Genomic DNA, 18,709 nt, shown 5'->3' with positions numbered 1-18,709 from the left:
TATCACAGTTAAACATTCGAAAAAAGAATATGGAGTGGAATAATGACAAACTTACGTCAAGATCTTCGCAATATCGCAATTATCGCACACGTTGACCATGGTAAAACTACTTTAGTCGACCAATTATTAAAACAATCGGGTACATTCCGTTCAAACGAACATGTTGAAGAACGTGCAATGGACTCTAATGATATTGAACGTGAACGTGGTATTACAATTTTAGCGAAAAATACTGCAGTAAATTATAACGGAACTCGTATCAACATCCTTGATACGCCTGGACACGCCGACTTTGGCGGTGAGGTAGAACGTATTTTAAAAATGGTAGATGGCGTTTTACTAGTTGTCGATGCGTATGAAGGTTGTATGCCGCAAACACGCTTTGTACTGAAAAAAGCGTTAGAACAAAAATTAACACCAATTGTGGTTGTTAATAAAGTAGATAAAGACTCAGCTCGTCCACTAGAAGTAGTAGATGAAGTATTAGAATTATTCATCGAGCTTGGTGCAGATGACGATCAATTAGACTTCCCTGTTGTTTATGCTTCTGGGGTAAATGGTACTGCTTCACTTGATGCAGATCCAGCAAAACAAGAAGAAAACATGCAATGTCTATTTGAGAAAGTTATCGAATCGATTCCAGCGCCTGTTGATAATTCAGCAGACCCATTACAATTCCAAGTAGCTTTACTTGACTATAATGATTACGTAGGTCGTATCGGTATCGGTCGTGTATTCCGCGGTACAATCGAAGTAGGTCAACAAGTAGCACTTATGAAATTAGATGGAACTGTAAAACAATTCCGTGTTACAAAAATCTTTGGTTTCTTTGGCTTAAAACGTGAAGAAATTCAATCAGCAAAAGCTGGTGATTTAATTGCCGTTTCAGGTATGGAAGACATCAACGTTGGTGAAACAGTGTGTCCTGTTGAACACCAAGAAGCTTTAACACCGTTACGCATTGATGAACCGACTTTACAAATGACTTTCTTAGTTAACAATTCACCATTCGCAGGTCGTGAAGGTAAATTTGTAACAGCACGTAAAGTAGAGGAGCGCTTACGTTCTCAACTTCAAACAGACGTTTCTTTACGCGTTGAAGATACAGATTCTCCGGATGCTTGGACTGTTTCTGGACGCGGTGAGCTTCACCTATCTATCCTTATTGAAAATATGCGTCGTGAGGGCTTTGAGCTACAAGTATCAAAACCACAAGTAATCATCCGTGAAATTGATGGAGTAAAATGTGAGCCATTTGAACGTGTACAAATTGATGTTCCAGAAGAAAATGTTGGATCAATTATCGAATCAATTGGTACTCGTAAAGGTGAAATGTTAGATATGGTTAACAATGGCAATGGCCAAGTTCGTTTAACATTCTTAGTACCTGCACGTGGTTTAATTGGATATACAACTGAATTCATGTCAATGACTAAAGGTTTCGGTATCATCAACCATACTTTCGATTGCTACCAACCATATATCCCAGGTCGTATCGGTGGTCGTCACCAAGGTGTACTTGTGTCTATGGAAACTGGTAAATCGACAACTTATGGTATGATGCAAGTAGAAGACCGTGGTACACTATTTGTAGAACCAGGTACTGAAATTTATGAAGGTATGATTGTTGGTGAAAATACACGTGATAATGACATCACTGTAAACATTACAAAAATGAAGCAAAAAACGAATGTTCGTTCTGCGACAAAAGATGCGACAAACGTAATTAAAAAGCCGCGTTTATTAACACTAGAAGAAGCATTAGAATTTTTAACTGATGATGAGTACCTAGAAATCACGCCAGAATCTATTCGCCTTCGTAAACAAATTCTAGACAAAAACGAACGTGAGAAAGCAGCGAAAAAATTAAAAAACGCTGACAAATAATTTTTTGCTTCCATGAAAGGAAGATGAGTCTTGGATATTAAGTCCGCTTTATTAGGTGAACTAAATGTTATTCAAGTTGCTGAACAAGCAAACGTAGAGGAAACAGCAAAAGCCTATGAAAAAATGGCAGGGATAACGCGTTTTTTATATGAAAACTTACCGAGCTATGAAATGGCAGGCTATGTTCTGTTTGCACTAGTGTTCTTGCTCTCAGCACTTGTTTATAAACTAGGCTTTGCAAAGAAATTAAAACTATCACAAAATATAGTTATTTACATTTTCCTGTTTTTAGGGTGTATTATATTAACATTTTTTGCATTATATCTTCCAATGGTAGAGGGGCTCATTGTAGCAGCGTTAATTTTGATCATCTATAAAACACGTTTATGGCGTGAAAAAAGAGAAGAGCAACAAGCTGCGAATCAGTGAAATAACTTTACCTTAATAGAAACAGTCTTAGCGTTGAATAGCTAAGGCTGTTTTCTTTTGTCTTTAAGGTTCTATAGAGAGTTAAAAATATTCGAAACAAAAGTGATGAATAATAGAGCCAACGAGACTGATAGAATCATGGAAGTGTCAAAAAGAACGTCATAATAAGAGGGTCGAAAGGGTCGCATTGTAGAACAATTTTATAAAGATAGGCACCGAAATCTTCCGATATGAATAAGTTAATGTCGATAGGCTTATTTTCATCAATCAAGGAGGAAATGGAATGCGTTGGCTTAAAAAAGGTTTACTAGTTAGTGTTATTGCTTTATTATCCCTTTCTTTAACAGCGTGTAATAAAACGGAGCTTGAAAAAGTTAAAGTTGGGGAAGTGACGCGCTCGATTTTCTATGCGCCGCAGTATGTAGCACTTGAAAAAGGGTACTTCAAGGATGAAGGGCTTTCCGTTGAGCTACAAACAATTGCAGGTGGCGATAAGACAATGACGGCGCTACTTTCTGATGGCATTGATATCGCCTTAGTTGGATCGGAAACTTCTATTTATGTAACGCTCCAAGGTGCCAATGACCCGATTCAAAATTTTGCACAGTTAACACAAACAGACGGCACATTTTTAGTGGCGCGCAAAAAGATGGATAATTTTTCATGGGATCAGTTAAAGGGCTCTACGTTTTTAGGGCAACGTAAAGGTGGTATGCCACAAATGGCGGGTGAGTTTGTCCTGAAAAAGCATGGCATTGACCCTGCTAATGATTTAAAACTTATTCAAAACATTGATTTTGCTAATATTTCTACTGCATTTGCATCTGGAACAGGGGACTATGTACAGCTATTTGAACCAACAGCGAGCATCTTTGAGAAAGAGGGTAAAGGCTATATTGTCGCTTCGTTTGGTACTGAATCTGGGCAATTACCTTATACATCGTTTATGGCGAAAAATAGCTATTTAAAAGACAATTCGAAGACAGTTCAAGGCTTTACAAATGCGTTGAAACGAGCACAGGATTTTGTACAAAAAGCGAGTCCGGCCGAAATAGCGAAAATTATTCAGCCATACTTTGAAAATGTAGATGTTGGATTAATTGAAACAGTGGTTGAACGTTATAAATCACAAGGTTCATATGCTACAGATCCTATTTTGGATAAGGGGGAATGGGATAACTTGCAAAAGATCATGGAGGAAGCAGGTGAACTTCCTCAACGGGTGGATTATGAAAAGCTTGTGAATACAACCTTTGCTAAAAAGGCAGCTGAGTAATATGGAATTTTTAAAAGTAGAAAATATTCATCATAGCTATTTTTCGAATACGCAAGCAAAGGAAGTTTTACGTGATATTAATTTAGATATTCGTGAAGGTGAGTTTGTTTCTTTTATAGGACCGAGCGGATGTGGGAAAACGACGTTATTATCAATTATTGCGGGCTTATTTTCGTCTACAGAAGGTAAGGTGTACATTGAAGGTGAGGAAATTTCACCTCACAATCAGTCTCTAATTGGCTACATGCTTCAGCAAGATTATTTATTTCCTTGGAAAACCATCGAAGAAAATGTCACAATTGGTTTAAAAATCATGGAGCGAAGTAATAAAACGCATAAAGTAACTGCAAATGCACTTCTGCGAGAAATTGGTTTACCGCACGTAGGGAACAATTATCCGAGAGAATTATCTGGCGGCATGCGTCAACGGGTAGCGCTGGCAAGAACATTAGCAGTGGACCCTAAAATTTTATTGTTAGATGAACCATTTTCAGCACTGGATTATCAATCTAAATTAAAACTGGAGGACTTGGTTGTTGAAACCTTAAAGGCCTATCAAAAAACTGCAGTTCTTGTGACACATGATATTGGTGAGGCGATTGCAATGAGTGAACGGGTATTTCTATTCTCTGCAAATCCAGGTACATTGCATAGAGTATTTGAAATACCTTCAGAGTTACAAGAGCTATCACCTTTTGATGTTCGCCAGCATCCAGCATATTCAGATATATTCCAAACGATTTGGAAGGAGCTGGAGAGTCTTGGATAGTACTTTATTTAAACAGTATTTACAAATGTTAAAAAAAGAAAAGCGTTATGTTCGATTATATCAGCTTATCATCTTACTCGTATTTTTTTGTGGGTGGGAGCTTCTTTCAAGATTTGGATGGATTGACCGTTTAATTTTTAGTTCACCAACGCAGGTATGGCACACTTTAGTAGAAAAAGTGAGCGATGGTACGTTATCACTGCATGTTGGTGTTACTTTAATGGAAACGATTATTGGCTTTATTGCCGGTACATTAATAGGTACATTAATAGCAATCGTATTGTGGTGGTCACCGATGCTATCGAAGGTACTAGATCCATATTTAGTTATTTTAAACGCCATGCCGAAAGTTGCATTAGGACCAATTTTAATAGTCGCCCTTGGTCCAGGTTATTTTTCAATTATTGCGATGGGGGCTTTGATTTCAATAATTATTACAACCATCGTAGTTTATACGGCTTTTAAAGGGGTTGATCCAAACTACAGCAAAGTATTACAAACTTTTGGGGCAACCAGATGGCAAATATTTAAAGAAGTTATTTTACCGGCTTCATTCCCAACAATTATTTCTACTCTGAAAGTAAATGTGGGACTTTCCTGGGTAGGTGTCATTGTTGGTGAATTTTTAGTTGCTTCAAAAGGACTTGGTTATTTAATTATTTATGGCTTCCAGGTGTTTAATTTTAATCTTGTCCTTATGTCACTTCTCATCATCGCTTTCTTTGCGACAATTATGTATCAGGTTGTCGAGTTGATTGAGAAGGCGATTGTAAAAAATAATGGTTGAACGACAAAGGAGGTGTCTCAAATATATTGAGTCACCTTCTTCATGTTGATAATATTCCGATAAAAACTGAAATTGTTCCGATAAAATGAGATATTATGCCGATAAAAGCTAAAATTGTTCCGATAAATCTTGGTAAGTGGCCTGAACGATAAAGGAGGTGACTCTAATAATGGGTCACCTCCTTCGGCTGATCAGTTAAAATTCTTTATCCATTTGTGGTGAAGTCCGATAAAAACGGAAATTTCCTGTTTCAATGCGTGCAACGGTATTTTCTTCAATACGATCATGGCATGTATCACACATATACGTATGAATTGGTCGATTGCGTAATTTTTTTGCTAACGGTAAATTATCATCTAAATTGTTAATTGTATCGCAAATAACGCATTTTACGCGCATTGCATTCCCTCCTACTCAGCACGAATTGCTAATACATTTTTGATAGGGTTGTCTACATTTGAGCCGTTTTTAAATAGCACATGAACAGGACCATCTTCAAATAATGGCTTGCCATCTTGGCTATATTTTAATATTAATGTATAAGCTTCTTTGATAGTAAATGGATATTCTTTTCCATCTTCACATTCAATGACGATTGTTGTTGCTTCAGGTTTGATTTCAGCATTTTTCAAGAAGTGACCTAATTCTATCCCGAAAGTACCTGTTTCCATCCCTTTGCGGTCAAATTTTCGTTCTGATTTTAATGTTGGTGGGAAAGTAGCTCCTTCCATAATCTCACGTGACCAGTGAGCACCTACTTCACGCATATATTTAATATCCGAATCTTCCTCAACTTCTTTCGCATCGAAGTATGTTTTTAAATCTAATTTACGATCATCGAAAATCCAAACAGTGGGATCTAATGTTAGTTGAAATGTAACTGCACCCTTGATAGGAATTATTGTTTCCATAATAGAAATCCTCCTCAAATCTTGTATATCCATGAAATAGTATAACGCTAATGACTAGAGATAATAAAGAAATATAATTCGATTTCTCTATTTTCCAATGTAGACACTTGCATTTTTAACGACTAAAAGATAAACTTTATTAAGATAGAATCGAAGAAATATCAGATAATGGGGGCGTCCTCATGGATACTAAATCACAAACTTCTTTTCAAGAGAAGGCTTTGGAGCTTTTAGTTGCTGATGCAGATAAAATTGCTCGCCTCATTCGAGTACAAATGGATCATTTAACAATGCCACAATGCCCTTTATATGAAGAAGTATTAGATACACAAATGTTCGGCCTTTCACGTGAAATTGACTTTGCTGTGAAGCTTGGACTCGTTGATCGCGAAAAAGGCAAGGAAATTCTCGATTCACTCGAGAAAGAACTTTCTGTACTACACGACGCGTATACAGACAAATAAAAAGAAAAAACTCAAACGCAATTTGCGATTTGAGTTTTTTTCTAGAATGAGGTTTTCCAATGAAACAATACTTAAAACGTTATGCACAAAATTTTGATTACCCATTATTTTTTACGTTCCTATTATTAAGCTTATTTGGATTAGTAATGATTTATAGTTCAAGTATAATGGTAGCGATTGTAATAAAAAAACAAGATCCAGATTTCTTTTATCACAAGCAAGTAATCAATTTAATTGTAGCTTTTCTTGGATTTTTAGGGGCAGCATTTTTCCCATACAAGCATTATGCGAATAAAAAAGTTATGTTGCTACTTACGGCTGTGCTTGTTGTGCTATTTACTTGGGTGAAAATTGCTGGTAATGGTGATGAAGCAGGAATAGGATCTAAAAGTTGGATTCACGTTCCGGGTTTTGGGAACTTTCAGCCTTCTGAATATGCGAAGCTATTTATAATTTTATATTTTGCTGCTGCTTTTTATCGGAAAGGACAAAAATATACACTTGAAAAGCTACAACCAACAGAAATATTTTATCCAATATTCCTCTGGATTCTTATTGTTGCTGGTGTAGCATTTGAAACCGATTTGGGAGCAAGTATTATTCTATGTGGAATTGCTGTTTCCGTGGTAGCAGCGAGCGGTATTCCATTTAAAACATTTTGGAAGTTTTTTGGGGTATTAGGTGCATTTGGGGGAATTATCCTCGGTATATTATTGTTGTTTAAAGGAAACATTTTAACAAAAAATCGTCAAGGCCGTATTCTATCATACATAAACCCTTTTAATTATGAAGATGGTAGTGGTCATCAAGTTGTCAATAGCTATTATGCAATTGGCGGAGGCGGTTTAGAAGGAAGAGGTCTCGGTCAGTCGATTCAAAAATTGGGGTATTTGCCTGAACCACAAACCGATTTTATTATGGCGATTATAATGGAGGAACTAGGAATTTGGGGAGTTCTTATCGTATTAGGTGGTTTAGGATTTATTGTATATAAAGGATTTTCGATTGCGTTGCGTACGAAAGATCCACTAGCACGTATGATTGCGGCTGGTATTGCGAGCTGGATTGGCTGGCAAACGTTTATCAATCTTGGGGGTGTAACTGGGTTAATCCCGTTAACCGGTGTAACGTTACCTTTTATTAGCTATGGCGGGACATCTATAATTATTCTATCTTTAGCAATGGGAATATTAATCAATGTTTCTATGTTTGAAAAGATAGAAAGGAAAAAGACACAATCATAAAGGGGGATATCAATGGAGTCAATCAAAAAAATTCTCGTAGCCAATCGAGGAGAAATTGCAATTCGTATTTTCCGTGCATGTACAGAGTTGAATATCCAAACAGTAGCCATTTATTCGCGGGAGGACAGTGGGGCTTTCCATCGCTTTAAAGCAGATGAGGCCTATTTAGTAGGAGCTGGCAAGAAACCAATTGATGCTTATTTAGATATTGAGGGCATTATTTCGATTGCCAAAGATGCTAATGTTGATGCGATTCATCCGGGTTATGGTTTTTTATCGGAAAACGTAGAATTTGCACGTCGATGTGAAGAAGAGGGGATTGTCTTCATTGGGCCGACTTCCAAGCATTTAGATATGTTTGGAGATAAGGTGAAGGCGCGTGAACAAGCAATTGCTGCAGGCATTCCTGTTATTCCTGGTACAGATGGTCCAGTAGAAAATCTAGCAGAGGTAGAGGCTTTTGCAAGCGCATATGATTATCCAATTATGATTAAGGCAGCGCTAGGCGGCGGTGGTCGTGGAATGCGCCTTGTTCATACAGAAAAGGAGCTAGCTTCCTCTTATGAACGTGCAAAATCAGAGGCGAAGGCAGCATTTGGCTCTGATGAGGTATATGTAGAAAAGGCTATTATTAAGCCAAAGCACATTGAAGTCCAAATTATTGGCGATCAACAGGGCAATATCATTCATTTATATGAACGTGATTGTTCGATCCAACGTCGTCATCAAAAGGTTGTTGAAATCGCACCATCTAATTCAATTTCGGAAGATTTAAGAGGCCGAATTTGCGATGCGGCGGTTCAATTAATGAAAAATGTCTCATACATAAATGCGGGGACAGTAGAGTTTTTAGTTGCAGGCGAGGATTTTTATTTCATCGAGGTCAACCCTCGTATTCAAGTAGAGCATACAATTACTGAAATGATTACGGGTGTCGATATTGTGCACGCCCAAATTAAAGTGGCAGCAGGCTACGGTCTGCATAGTGAGGAAATCCATGTTCCACAACAGGCGGATGTTCCAATGATCGGCTATGCGATTCAAGCACGTGTCACAACTGAAGACCCGGCTAATGACTTTATGCCAGATACAGGGAAGCTCATGGTGTATCGTTCAAGCGGTGGTTTCGGCGTTCGATTAGATGCTGGTAATGGCTTCCAAGGGGCTGTAGTAACACCGTACTATGATTCATTACTAGTGAAAATTTCAACAACAGGGATGACGTTTAAAGAAGCCGCAGCAAAAATGGACCGAAATTTAAAAGAGTTCCGTATTCGTGGGGTGAAAACGAATATCCCATTCTTAAATAATGTCGTGACGCATGAGAAATTTTTAACGGGTGAATTTGATACAAGCTTTATCGATACAACACCTGAACTATTTATATTCCCTGAGCGCAAGGACCGTGGGACAAAGCTCTTAAGCTATATTGGCAATGTGACGCTGAATGGCTTCCCTGGAGTAGAGAAGAAGGCAAAACCAATTTTCGTACAACCGAGTATCCCAAAAGTCGATAAATTAATCGTTCCTCCAGCGGGGACAAAGCAAATTTTAGATGCCCAAGGAGCAGATGGGCTTGTGAAATGGATTCTAGAGCAAGAAGACGTGCTATTAACGGATACAACTTTCCGAGATGCACACCAATCACTTCTTGCGACACGAGTACGTTCACAGGATATGTTCGAAATTGCAGATGCGACAGCGCGCATGATGCATGATTTCTTCTCACTTGAAATGTGGGGAGGCGCGACGTTTGATGTGGCGTATCGTTTCTTAAAAGAAGACCCATGGGAGCGCCTTGCCAAGCTGCGTGAACAAGTACCGAATGTGCTATTCCAAATGTTATTGCGTGGTGCGAATGCAGTCGGCTACACAAACTACCCAGATAATTTAATTCGTGAGTTTATCGCTGAATCAGCGGCATCAGGCATTGATGTTTTCCGTATTTTCGATAGCTTGAACTGGATTAAAGGAATGGAAGTAGCCATTGATGCTGCACGACAATCAGGTAAAATTGCTGAAGCTGCGATCTGTTACACAGGAGATATTTTTGATGAAACAAGAGCAAAATATTCAGTTCAATACTACAAGGAAATGGCAAAGGAGCTAGAAGCAGCAGGTGCGCATATTTTAGCGATAAAAGATATGGCTGGATTATTGAAACCAGAAGCAGCATATCGTTTAATTTCCGAGTTGAAAGAGACGACAAGTCTACCAATCCATCTGCATACGCATGATACTAGTGGCAATGGTATTTATTTATATGCCAAGGCGATCGAGGCAGGAGTAGACATCATTGATACAGCGCTAGGTTCGATGGCAGGTTTAACGTCTCAGCCAAGTGCAAATTCATTGTATTATGCAATGAAGGGAAGTAAGCGTGAGGTTCGTGCCGATATCGATGCGCTTGAAAAATTATCGTACTATTGGGAAGATGTACGTAAATATTATAAGGATTTTGAAAGTGGCATGATTAGCCCGCACTCTGAAATTTATGTCCACGAGATGCCGGGTGGCCAATACAGTAACTTGCAGCAACAGGCCAAAGCAGTGGGCCTTGGGGACAGATGGGAAGAAGTGAAGCACATGTATTCCCGTGTAAACCTTCTATTTGGTGATATTGTCAAAGTAACCCCTTCATCGAAAGTAGTTGGTGATATGGCGTTATTTATGGTACAAAATGATTTAGATGAAAACTCTGTATTGACAAGAGGGAAAACTATCGACTTCCCAGATTCTGTGATTGAGTTCTTCCAGGGTTATTTAGGACAACCACATGGTGGCTTCCCAGAGGAACTGCAAAAGGTTGTGCTAAAGGATCGTGAAGCAATTACGGTACGTCCTGGCGAGCTATTGGAGCCTGTGAATTTCGAACAATTAGAGGTAGTACTTGAGGAAAAATTAAATCGTGCCGTGACGAAACAGGATGTGCTAGCGTTTGCTTTGTATCCAAAAGTGTTTGAAGAGTATGCAAAAACAGTGAACTCCTTCGGCAATATTTCGGTATTAGATACGCCAACATTCCTGTACGGGTTAAAACTAGGCGAAGAAATCGAAGTCGAGATCGAAAAAGGAAAAACACTGATTATTAAACTTGTTTCCATTGGTGAACCACAGCACGATGGTACGCGTGTTATTTACTTTGAGCTAAACGGTCAATCCCGTGAATTAGTCATTCAAGATATGACTGTCGAAGTGGATGGTAGCCTGGCATTAAAAGCGGATCCAAGCAATCCAAATCAAATTGGCGCAACGATGCCAGGTACGGTATTAAAGGTAGTCGTATCGAAAGGAAGCCCTGTAAAACGTGGGGATCATTTACTAATTACCGAAGCGATGAAAATGGAAACGACTGTCCAAGCACCGAAAGATGGTATCGTGAAAGAAGTATACGCAAGTGCGGGCGACGCCATTTCAACAGGTGATTTGTTAATTGAAATTGAATAATTGACAAAAAAGAAGGTTATTAGATGGCTTTTATAGCATACTAATAACCTTTTTTATTTTGCTCTATTCGCTCTTTACTATAATGTAGGGTCACCCCAATCAGCATATTTACATGGCATAGGTTTAAAAAATGTCATTCTTAAATTTTGAGAATGTACCTATTAATATTACTATTTTTTAATAATAAACTTGTCGATATTTTGACATATTAATTAGGTAGAAGCGTTTGGAAAGAAAAAGATTCGCCATCGGAAAATATGGCGAATCTTTTTCTACTATTATTTGTTTTTTTCATTATAATTGCTACGTGCTACAAGCATTACCATATAACAAAGTAGACCAAATAGAATTGAAATGAATAATGAATGAAGTAATGCGACTGTTAAATTCAATTTAGTTAGGACTACTAACATACCAGCAATTACTTGTAAAATTACTATAGTAAAGGCAATAATCCAGCCGAAGTAAATAACACGTTGATTTTTATATTCTTTTACAGCGTGCCAAGTTATGTATGCAATCCAAATGAAAAAGATAAGAACAGCTAGACGATGTCCCATTTGCACCCATTCATACATATTATTAAAAGCTGCGAATGGTGTTTCGTTATTGCAAAATGGCCAGTCAGGACATATTAAGCTAGAATCTGTATGGCGAACAAGCGCCCCTGTATAAACTACTAAATAAGAATAAATTGTGACAGCAATCGTATGCCAACGTAATTTTTTTCCAATAAAAACGTTATCGGCATCAAATTTCCGATCGACTTCAAATACAATCATAGAAAGAAGGAGAACAGCAGCAAAGGAAATAAGAGAAATCCCAAAGTGGAGCGCTAATATGAAATCACCTTGTCCCCACAACACTTGAGCCGCCCCAATAAGAGCTTGTGCGAGTAAGAAAAACATCGCTAAGAAACCTAATAATTTTACTTCACGAATATGACCGAGTTTACGCCATGTCCAAACTGTTAACGCAAGAATTGAAATAGATACGACCCCAGTTACAAGACGATGTGAAAATTCAATTAAGACTGCTGGTGTAATTTCTTTTGGAATAAGAGAACCATTGCAATCAGGCCAGTTTCGACCACAGCCTAAGCCACTATCTGTTTTGGTAACAAGTGCTCCACCTAGTAAAATAAGGAGCATTCCAACTGTAGCGGCAACAGCAAACCATTTCATATACCTGTTGTGTTGCATAAAATGAGTCACCTACTTTATCTATGAACATTACATGAAAGTAATGTTTCTGCTACTAGATAATATCGAAAAAACAGGTAAAAAACAACTTGTAAAGAGTAGGTAGTATTAGATGTTGATTCCATTTCACAAATTGTTCATAATTTCGTGCTCTAACCTTCACAATTCATTTTAGAAAATGTTTTACTATAGATATGTTGTTTTTAATTATTTTTCTAGACAAAGCTAATTTTTACAACTTCATCTAAATTTCACTTAATGTCTAGAAATCAATCGCAAATTTCGCTATAGTAATTGGTAGCGGAATATGCTTACAAAAATGAAAGGAGAAGGTATCATGTCAAACGGTCGTGCACTGACGGCTACTAGAAATAGTGGACCAGCATCTACATCTGTTGTAAAAGATTTCTTAGCACTAATAAAAATTGGAATTGTTAACTCGAATCTTGTCACAACGTTTACAGGGATGTGGTTGGCATTTCAATTTACTAGTAGACACTTCTTGCAAGAGCTCGATGTTATATTGTTCACCATGCTGGGTGCGGCATTCATAATTGGTGGCTCAGGCGCAATGAATAACTTTATTGATCAGGATATTGATCCAATCATGAAAAGAACGAAGGGTAGACCGACAGTAACGGGTAGATTTAAGCCGAATTTTGTATTGACCATTGCCCTCTCATTTTTAATTGTAGGTGAAATTTTGTTATTTGCGGCATCGTTTGCGGCCGGCATGTGGGGACTAGTAGGGATATTTGCTTATGTTGTTCTGTACTCAATGTGGTCAAAGAGGAAGCATGTTAGTAACACGGTTGTAGGAAGTATTTCAGGGGCGATTCCACCAGTTATTGGGTTTGCAGCTGTTGAACCTGCATTAGGTCCTGGAGCACTTGCCTTATTCCTCATCATGTTTGCATGGCAACCACCGCATTTTTATGCACTTGCTATGAAACGTACTGAGGAATATCGTGCAGCTAACATACCAATGCTACCTGTAGTAAAAGGATTTAAACGTACAAAGTACTCAATGTTATTCTGGATTCTTTTATTATTACCATTACCATTCCTTTTACCAGAGCTTGGGGTTGGCTTCTTAATTCTAGCTACTGCATTGAACTTGGGCTGGTTGATTCTAGCTTTTAAAGGCTTTACTACAAAAGATGATATGAAATGGGCAAATAAAATGTTTATCTATTCGTTGAATCATATGACCATACTATTTGTATCCATCATAATTTTTGCGTTGTTTAGCTAAATTTAGGAATTCTTTCTTTTCTTAAAGAATTCATATAGACAGAACTTATTTCCTAGGTACACATGAAAATACAACAAAGAAAGAGGGGTTTAATTAAGCTATGATGAAAGGGCTTAAAAAATGGCGTCTTTTTTCACTACTAGCAGTGATGATGGTTTTCCTTTCTGGTTGTGGTGAAGATTATATTTCTACACTGAAACCATCTGGTCAAGTAGGTAAAGAACAATTCAATCTATTAATGCTAGCTACTGGGATTATGACGTTAGTTGTAGTAATAGTATCCGTTATCTATTTACTTGCATTCTTAAAATTCCGCCGTTCAAAAGTTGGCGAGAACGTTATTCCTAAGCAAGTAGAAGGAAGTCACACTCTTGAAATAATTTGGACAGTTATTCCAATTATTTTATTACTAATCTTAGCTGTACCAGTTGTTACTGCTACTTACAAATTTGCAGATGTTGCTGCGATGGACGAAGTAGATGAAAACGGTGACAAAACAGCACTTACAGTAAATGTAACTGCTAAATTATATTGGTGGGAGTTTGAATACCCTAACCAAGGTATTGTAACTGCACAAGAGTTAGTTGTACCAACAGGTCAAAAAGTTTACTTTAACTTAAAAGCTGCCGATGTTAAGCACTCATTCTGGATTCCTGCTGTAGGCGGTAAAATGGATACGAACGTTGATAACTTAAACAAGTTCTATCTAGAATTCGATAAAGAATCAAAAGACCTTAAAGACGGCGTATTCTATGGTAAATGTGCTGAGTTATGTGGTCCTTCACATGCTTTAATGGACTTCAAAGTTAAAGCATTAAGCCCAGATGCATTCGATGCATGGGTAGCTTCAATGAAAGCAACAGATGGAAAAATGCCTGACAAGACTTCAGCTGATCTTGGGGAAGCAACATTTGCTCAGAGCTGTATGGGTTGTCATGCTGTATCTGGTACAAGCGGTCCAGGTTCAAAAGGTCCTAACTTAACTGCATTTGGTGACCGTAACCGTGTTGCTGGTTTCTTAGAACATAATGAAGAAAACTTAAAAGCTTGGATTAAGGATCCTGGGCAATTCAAACCAGGTAACTTAATGATGAACGCAGACGGTACAGCGCCAATTTATGGCGACTTAACTGACGAACAAATTCAGGCTCTTGCAACTTATATCATGGGCTTATCTGTTGAGAAATAATTATAAGTTTTATGTAACAAACTTTGAGGGAGGTAAAAGTTGTGAGCTCATACACACAGAAAAAGGGCTTTGGAGCAACTGTCTGGGACTACATTACAACTGTTGACCATAAAAAGTTAGCTGTAATGTATTTATTAGCCGGTACATTGTTCTTCGCTATCGCTGGTTTTGAAGCGTTATTAATGCGTATTCAACTAATGAAACCAAATAACGATTTCATCTCAGCTGGTTTTTTCAATGAATTATTAACAATGCACGGAACAACAATGTTATTCCTAGCTGCGACTCCATTACTATTCGCATTTATGAACATGCTTGTACCATTACAAATTGGTGCGCGTGACGTTGCATTCCCATTCCTTAACTCTTTAGGGTTCTGGTTATTCTTCCTAGGTGCATTATTCCTTCACCTATCATTCTTTATGGGTGGCGCACCTGATGCGGGCTGGACGTCTTATGCATCATTATCTTTATATTCTCCAGGACATGGTATTGACTTCTATGTTCTAGGTTTACAAATATCAGGGGCAGGTACATTAATATCAGGTCTTAACTTTATCGTTACGATTATTACAATGCGTGCTCCAGGTATGACATTCATGCGTATGCCATTATTCACTTGGACTGCACTTGTATCAAGTGCATTAATTTTATTCGCATTCCCTCCATTAACAATTGGTTTATTAATGATGTTATTTGACCGTATGTTCGGTGGTAACTTCTTTGACCATACAATGGGTGGTAACACAATTATTTGGGAACACTTATTCTGGATCTTCGGACACCCAGAGGTTTATATCTTAGTATTACCAGCGTTTGGTTTATTCTCTGAGATTATTCCAGCGTTCTCTCGTAAACGTTTATTTGGATACTCTTCAATGGTATTCGCAACAATTTTAATTGGTTTCTTAGGGTTCATGGTTTGGGCTCACCACATGTTTACAGTTGGTCTTGGGCCAACAGCTAACGCAATCTTTGCTGTTGCAACAATGGCAATTGCCGTTCCAACAGGTATGAAAGTATTTAACTGGATCTTAACTATTTGGGGCGGATCTATTAAAGTTACAACACCAATGCTTTATGCACTTGGTTTCATCCCGTCATTCGTTGCGGGTGGTGTTACAGGGGTAATGCAAGCATCTGCACCTCTTGACTACCAATTACACGATTCTTACTTTATCGTTGCTCACTTCCACTACGTAATCGTTGGTGGTATCGTAACAGCGTTATTTGGTTCAGCGCACTTCTACTGGCCAATTTTCTTCAACCGTATGTTAAACGAAACACTAGGTAAAATTACTTTCTGGGTATTCTTTATTGGATTCCATTTAACGTTCTTCGTTCAACACTTCTTAGGTTTAATGGGTATGCCACGTCGTGTATTCACTTACATGGAAGGTCAAGGTTGGGATCAGTTCAACTATATCTCTACAATCGGTGCATTAATGATGGGTGTAGGGGTTATCTTAATGGTAATCAACTGCTTAATGTCTATCAAAGGTAAACCAGCAGGTCGCGATCCTTGGGGCGATGGACGTACATTAGAATGGTCAATTCCACAACCAATCCCATTCTATAACTTCCGTCAAACACCACTTGTTCGTGGTTTAGATCCTTGGTGGATTGAAAAACAAGAAGGTAATAAAGAAATTACATTTGCTGAGCCAGTCGGTGATATTCATATGCCAAATAACTCAGCTATCCCATTTGTTATTTCTATAGGTATGTTTATCGCGGCATTCGGTGCTCTTTATAATCCAGATGCAGATAAACCTTGGTCAATTTATGTTTTAATTGCAGGTCTTGCAATTACATTTGGTGCTATGATTTTCCGTTCTGTTAAGGACGATCACGGCTTCCACTTACACAAAGAAGAAATTCTTGAAATTGAAGAACATCTTTACGGCAAAGGAGGAAATAAATAATGGATTTCAATACTAAATTTACTCCTCATACTTGGCCAGATCATCCTGAACAGGCTACGATGGAAGGGAAAAATAAAGTTGTTGGTTTCTGGATTTTCCTTGCCTGTGAAGTTGTACTTTTCGCAAGTTTATTCGCTACTTACCTAGCGCTTAAGAACAAAGGGCCTGCTGGCATGGAGTTCACAACACAAAGTTTATTTGAATTACCTTTAGCTTTCGCAATGACGATGTTATTATTAACATCTTCATTAACATCTGTTTATGCAATTTACCATATGCGTAACTTTAATTTTAAAGCTATGCAAACTTGGTTTGGTATAACAGTACTTTTAGGACTTGGATTCTTAGGTCTGGAAATCTATGAATTCAATCATTATGTAGGTCTTGGCTTTACATTTAACCAATCTGCATTCTCAACTTCGTTTTATTCATTAGTTGGTACACATGGTTTCCACGTAACATTAGGTCTTGTGTGGATTACTACGTTAATGCTTCGTAATGCTAAGCGTGGTCTTAACTTATACAATGCACCTAAATTCTTCGTGGCTGCTTTATACTGGCACTTTATCGACGTAGTTTGGGTATTCATCTTTACAGTAGTATACTTGATGGGAGTGATCGGATAATATGTCATCACACGATACATCTATAGTTGCTAAGTCTCAGGCACAATACGAGTATGATCGTCATCATAATGCCGTTCATATGCGTAAACAAGTAATTAACTTTGCGATTATGATTTTCTTTACGTTTATCGCATTCGCAGTAGTTGCAGCAGATTTTTCTAAATACTTAATTTTACCGCTCATCTTATTGCTTGCTGGCGTACAAGTTGTTCTTCAACTTTACTCTTTCATGCACTTAGAAGACAAAAAAACACACTTCGGTGGTGTAATTGGTTTCTTCATGTGGATGGGTATACTAATCGCATTTACATTCTTCTTAGCATTTTTAACAATTATTTGGTGGTAATCACCAAAAAAGCACGTTCACTACCTAGCGTAGGAACGTGCTTTTCTTTTTTCTATTGTATCAATGAAATTAATGAGTTTTAAAGTATGGCTTGAGCAAAACGAGTGGTTGATTTCCGTTCCGACTGGGCGCTTTCCTGGGGGCGTCCGATGAGCCGCTTCGCTTCGCTGCAGGGTCTCGGGCCAACACGATGTTGGTCACGAAGGCGTTATCACAGGATGTGATGGTTTTAGCCTTCGTTCCTCTATTCGCTAATCCCTGAGGAGTCGCCCAGTCTCCACTCCAATCAACTAATTCACATAGAATGTATTCTCTGACATGTCGGTTTAATTTAAGTGATAAAACGCAACTTTAGCAAAAGGGTTTTATCTGTGCGAAAGCAGCAACAGCAACAAATGTTTTCTGCGCCGAAACAAAGTTTCAGCGGCAACAATGTCAATTACTACACTGTTATAAATATATTCTGTTCAATTATGGTTTCGTCCAATTTTGAAATGAATAAAATTAATAAAAATTCTACGCTACTGTTGATTGGAGTGGAAGGCTACTCGACTCCCGTGGGAAAGCGAGACAGGCGAGACCCTGCACGGAGCGGATGTTTTCTGTGCGAAAGCGTAGTGCTAACGTAGCGGCAGCAACAACAGCGGAGGAAGCGGCTCGACGCTCGCCCGCAGGAAGCTTTGCTCTGCGCGAAAGCGAAGCGTCAGCGACAAATGTTTATCTGTGCGAAAGCGAAGCGACAGCAACAAAGCGAGTAGCCTGGAACGGAAATCACCTCTACGTTATGATGATGAGCTAGCAAGAAATAATATAATTCATGTTGGGTTTATATACTTTGAATATTTTTTTTATAGATACGTTAATCCTGTAAGAAAGGTAAACTAGAATAGTTATTTGTTCACCTTTCGTTCATTGCAGAATAAGTGTAAGCGTTCTATAATAGGAGTACTGA

The 18,709-nt window shown here is 38.2% G+C and carries 16 protein-coding genes; 13 read left to right on the top strand and 3 right to left on the bottom strand.

Annotated elements, in window-relative coordinates; genetic code table 11:
* Positions 1–42 precede the first annotated feature (42 nt).
* From typA to JNUCC51_RS07080, 5 genes are all read left to right on the top strand, one after another.
* A complete protein-coding gene (gene typA, locus JNUCC51_RS07100) occupies positions 43–1,887 on the top strand; it encodes a translational GTPase TypA (protein WP_337991409.1) in 1,845 nt (614 codons plus the stop codon).
* A 30-nt stretch (positions 1,888–1,917) separates the two neighbouring features.
* A complete protein-coding gene (locus tag JNUCC51_RS07095; RefSeq protein ID WP_337991408.1) occupies positions 1,918–2,316 on the top strand; it encodes a YlaH-like family protein in 399 nt (132 codons plus the stop codon).
* A gap of 283 nt (positions 2,317–2,599) precedes the next feature.
* The gene (locus JNUCC51_RS07090; RefSeq protein WP_100545556.1) at positions 2,600–3,592 is read left to right on the top strand and encodes an ABC transporter substrate-binding protein; all 993 of its coding nucleotides are present in this window, start codon (positions 2,600–2,602) and stop codon (positions 3,590–3,592) included.
* Between the two features lies 1 nt (position 3,593).
* A complete protein-coding gene (locus JNUCC51_RS07085; RefSeq protein ID WP_337991407.1) occupies positions 3,594–4,361 on the top strand; it encodes an ABC transporter ATP-binding protein in 768 nt (255 codons plus the stop codon).
* A complete protein-coding gene (locus tag JNUCC51_RS07080; RefSeq protein ID WP_337991406.1) occupies positions 4,354–5,148 on the top strand; it encodes an ABC transporter permease in 795 nt (264 codons plus the stop codon). Before JNUCC51_RS07085 ends, JNUCC51_RS07080 begins: the two co-directional genes overlap by 8 nt.
* A 195-nt stretch (positions 5,149–5,343) precedes the next feature.
* On the opposite strand, the gene JNUCC51_RS07075 is transcribed toward JNUCC51_RS07080, so the two are convergent.
* Both JNUCC51_RS07075 and JNUCC51_RS07070 read right to left on the bottom strand, forming a co-directional pair.
* Positions 5,344–5,547, bottom strand: coding sequence for a YlaI family protein (locus tag JNUCC51_RS07075; protein WP_337991405.1), 204 nt, complete (start codon positions 5,545–5,547; stop codon positions 5,344–5,346).
* An 11-nt stretch (positions 5,548–5,558) separates the two neighbouring features.
* Positions 5,559–6,059 carry a peptidyl-prolyl cis-trans isomerase gene (locus JNUCC51_RS07070; protein WP_337991404.1) on the bottom strand — a complete coding sequence of 167 codons (501 nt, stop codon included), beginning with the start codon at positions 6,057–6,059 and terminating at the stop codon, positions 5,559–5,561.
* 182 nt (positions 6,060–6,241) lie between these two features.
* Here JNUCC51_RS07070 and JNUCC51_RS07065 point away from each other — a divergent pair, with 182 nt between their 5' ends.
* From JNUCC51_RS07065 to pyc, 3 genes are read left to right on the top strand one after another with little or no spacing between them, the layout of a single operon-like run.
* A complete protein-coding gene (locus JNUCC51_RS07065; RefSeq protein WP_049668302.1) occupies positions 6,242–6,523 on the top strand; it encodes an Fpa/YlaN family protein in 282 nt (93 codons plus the stop codon).
* Between the two features lie 59 nt (positions 6,524–6,582).
* A complete protein-coding gene (locus tag JNUCC51_RS07060) occupies positions 6,583–7,767 on the top strand; it encodes an FtsW/RodA/SpoVE family cell cycle protein (protein ID WP_337991403.1) in 1,185 nt (394 codons plus the stop codon).
* A 12-nt stretch (positions 7,768–7,779) separates the two neighbouring features.
* The gene (gene pyc / locus JNUCC51_RS07055; RefSeq protein ID WP_337991402.1) at positions 7,780–11,214 is read left to right on the top strand and encodes a pyruvate carboxylase; all 3,435 of its coding nucleotides are present in this window, start codon (positions 7,780–7,782) and stop codon (positions 11,212–11,214) included.
* Between the two features lie 278 nt (positions 11,215–11,492).
* Here pyc and JNUCC51_RS07050 read toward each other — a convergent pair whose 3' ends face one another.
* The gene (locus tag JNUCC51_RS07050; protein WP_337991401.1) at positions 11,493–12,416 is read right to left on the bottom strand and encodes a COX15/CtaA family protein; all 924 of its coding nucleotides are present in this window, start codon (positions 12,414–12,416) and stop codon (positions 11,493–11,495) included.
* Positions 12,417–12,753: 337 nt separating this feature from the next.
* On the opposite strand from JNUCC51_RS07050, the gene cyoE reads away from it, so the two are divergent.
* The 5 genes from cyoE (at position 12,754) to JNUCC51_RS07025 (ending at position 17,757) form a co-directional block, all read left to right on the top strand.
* Complete coding sequence (gene cyoE / locus JNUCC51_RS07045; RefSeq protein ID WP_337991400.1) at positions 12,754–13,671, top strand: heme o synthase; 918 nt, start codon at positions 12,754–12,756, stop codon at positions 13,669–13,671.
* 100 nt (positions 13,672–13,771) lie between these two features.
* Entirely contained in the window at positions 13,772–14,860 is a 1,089-nt protein-coding gene (coxB, locus tag JNUCC51_RS07040) for a cytochrome c oxidase subunit II (RefSeq protein ID WP_337991399.1), read from the top strand.
* Positions 14,861–14,901: 41 nt separating this feature from the next.
* Positions 14,902–16,785, top strand: a complete 1,884-nt coding sequence (gene ctaD / locus JNUCC51_RS07035) for a cytochrome c oxidase subunit I (RefSeq protein ID WP_049668308.1) — start codon at positions 14,902–14,904, stop codon at positions 16,783–16,785.
* Complete coding sequence (locus JNUCC51_RS07030) at positions 16,785–17,411, top strand: cytochrome c oxidase subunit 3 (protein WP_337991398.1); 627 nt, start codon at positions 16,785–16,787, stop codon at positions 17,409–17,411. The genes ctaD and JNUCC51_RS07030 overlap by 1 nt, the downstream gene beginning before the upstream one ends.
* 1 nt (position 17,412) lies before the next feature.
* Positions 17,413–17,757: a cytochrome C oxidase subunit IV family protein gene (locus tag JNUCC51_RS07025; RefSeq protein ID WP_049668310.1), complete on the top strand. Its 345-nt coding sequence runs from the start codon at positions 17,413–17,415 to the stop codon at positions 17,755–17,757.
* The last annotated feature ends 952 nt before the right edge of the window (positions 17,758–18,709 follow it).

Origin of the sequence: Lysinibacillus sp. JNUCC 51, from assembly GCF_015999525.1 — a bacterium.
In the GTDB taxonomy this organism is placed as follows: domain Bacteria; phylum Bacillota; class Bacilli; order Bacillales_A; family Planococcaceae; genus Lysinibacillus; species Lysinibacillus xylanilyticus.
This window is presented reverse-complemented; position numbering and strand designations above follow the sequence as displayed.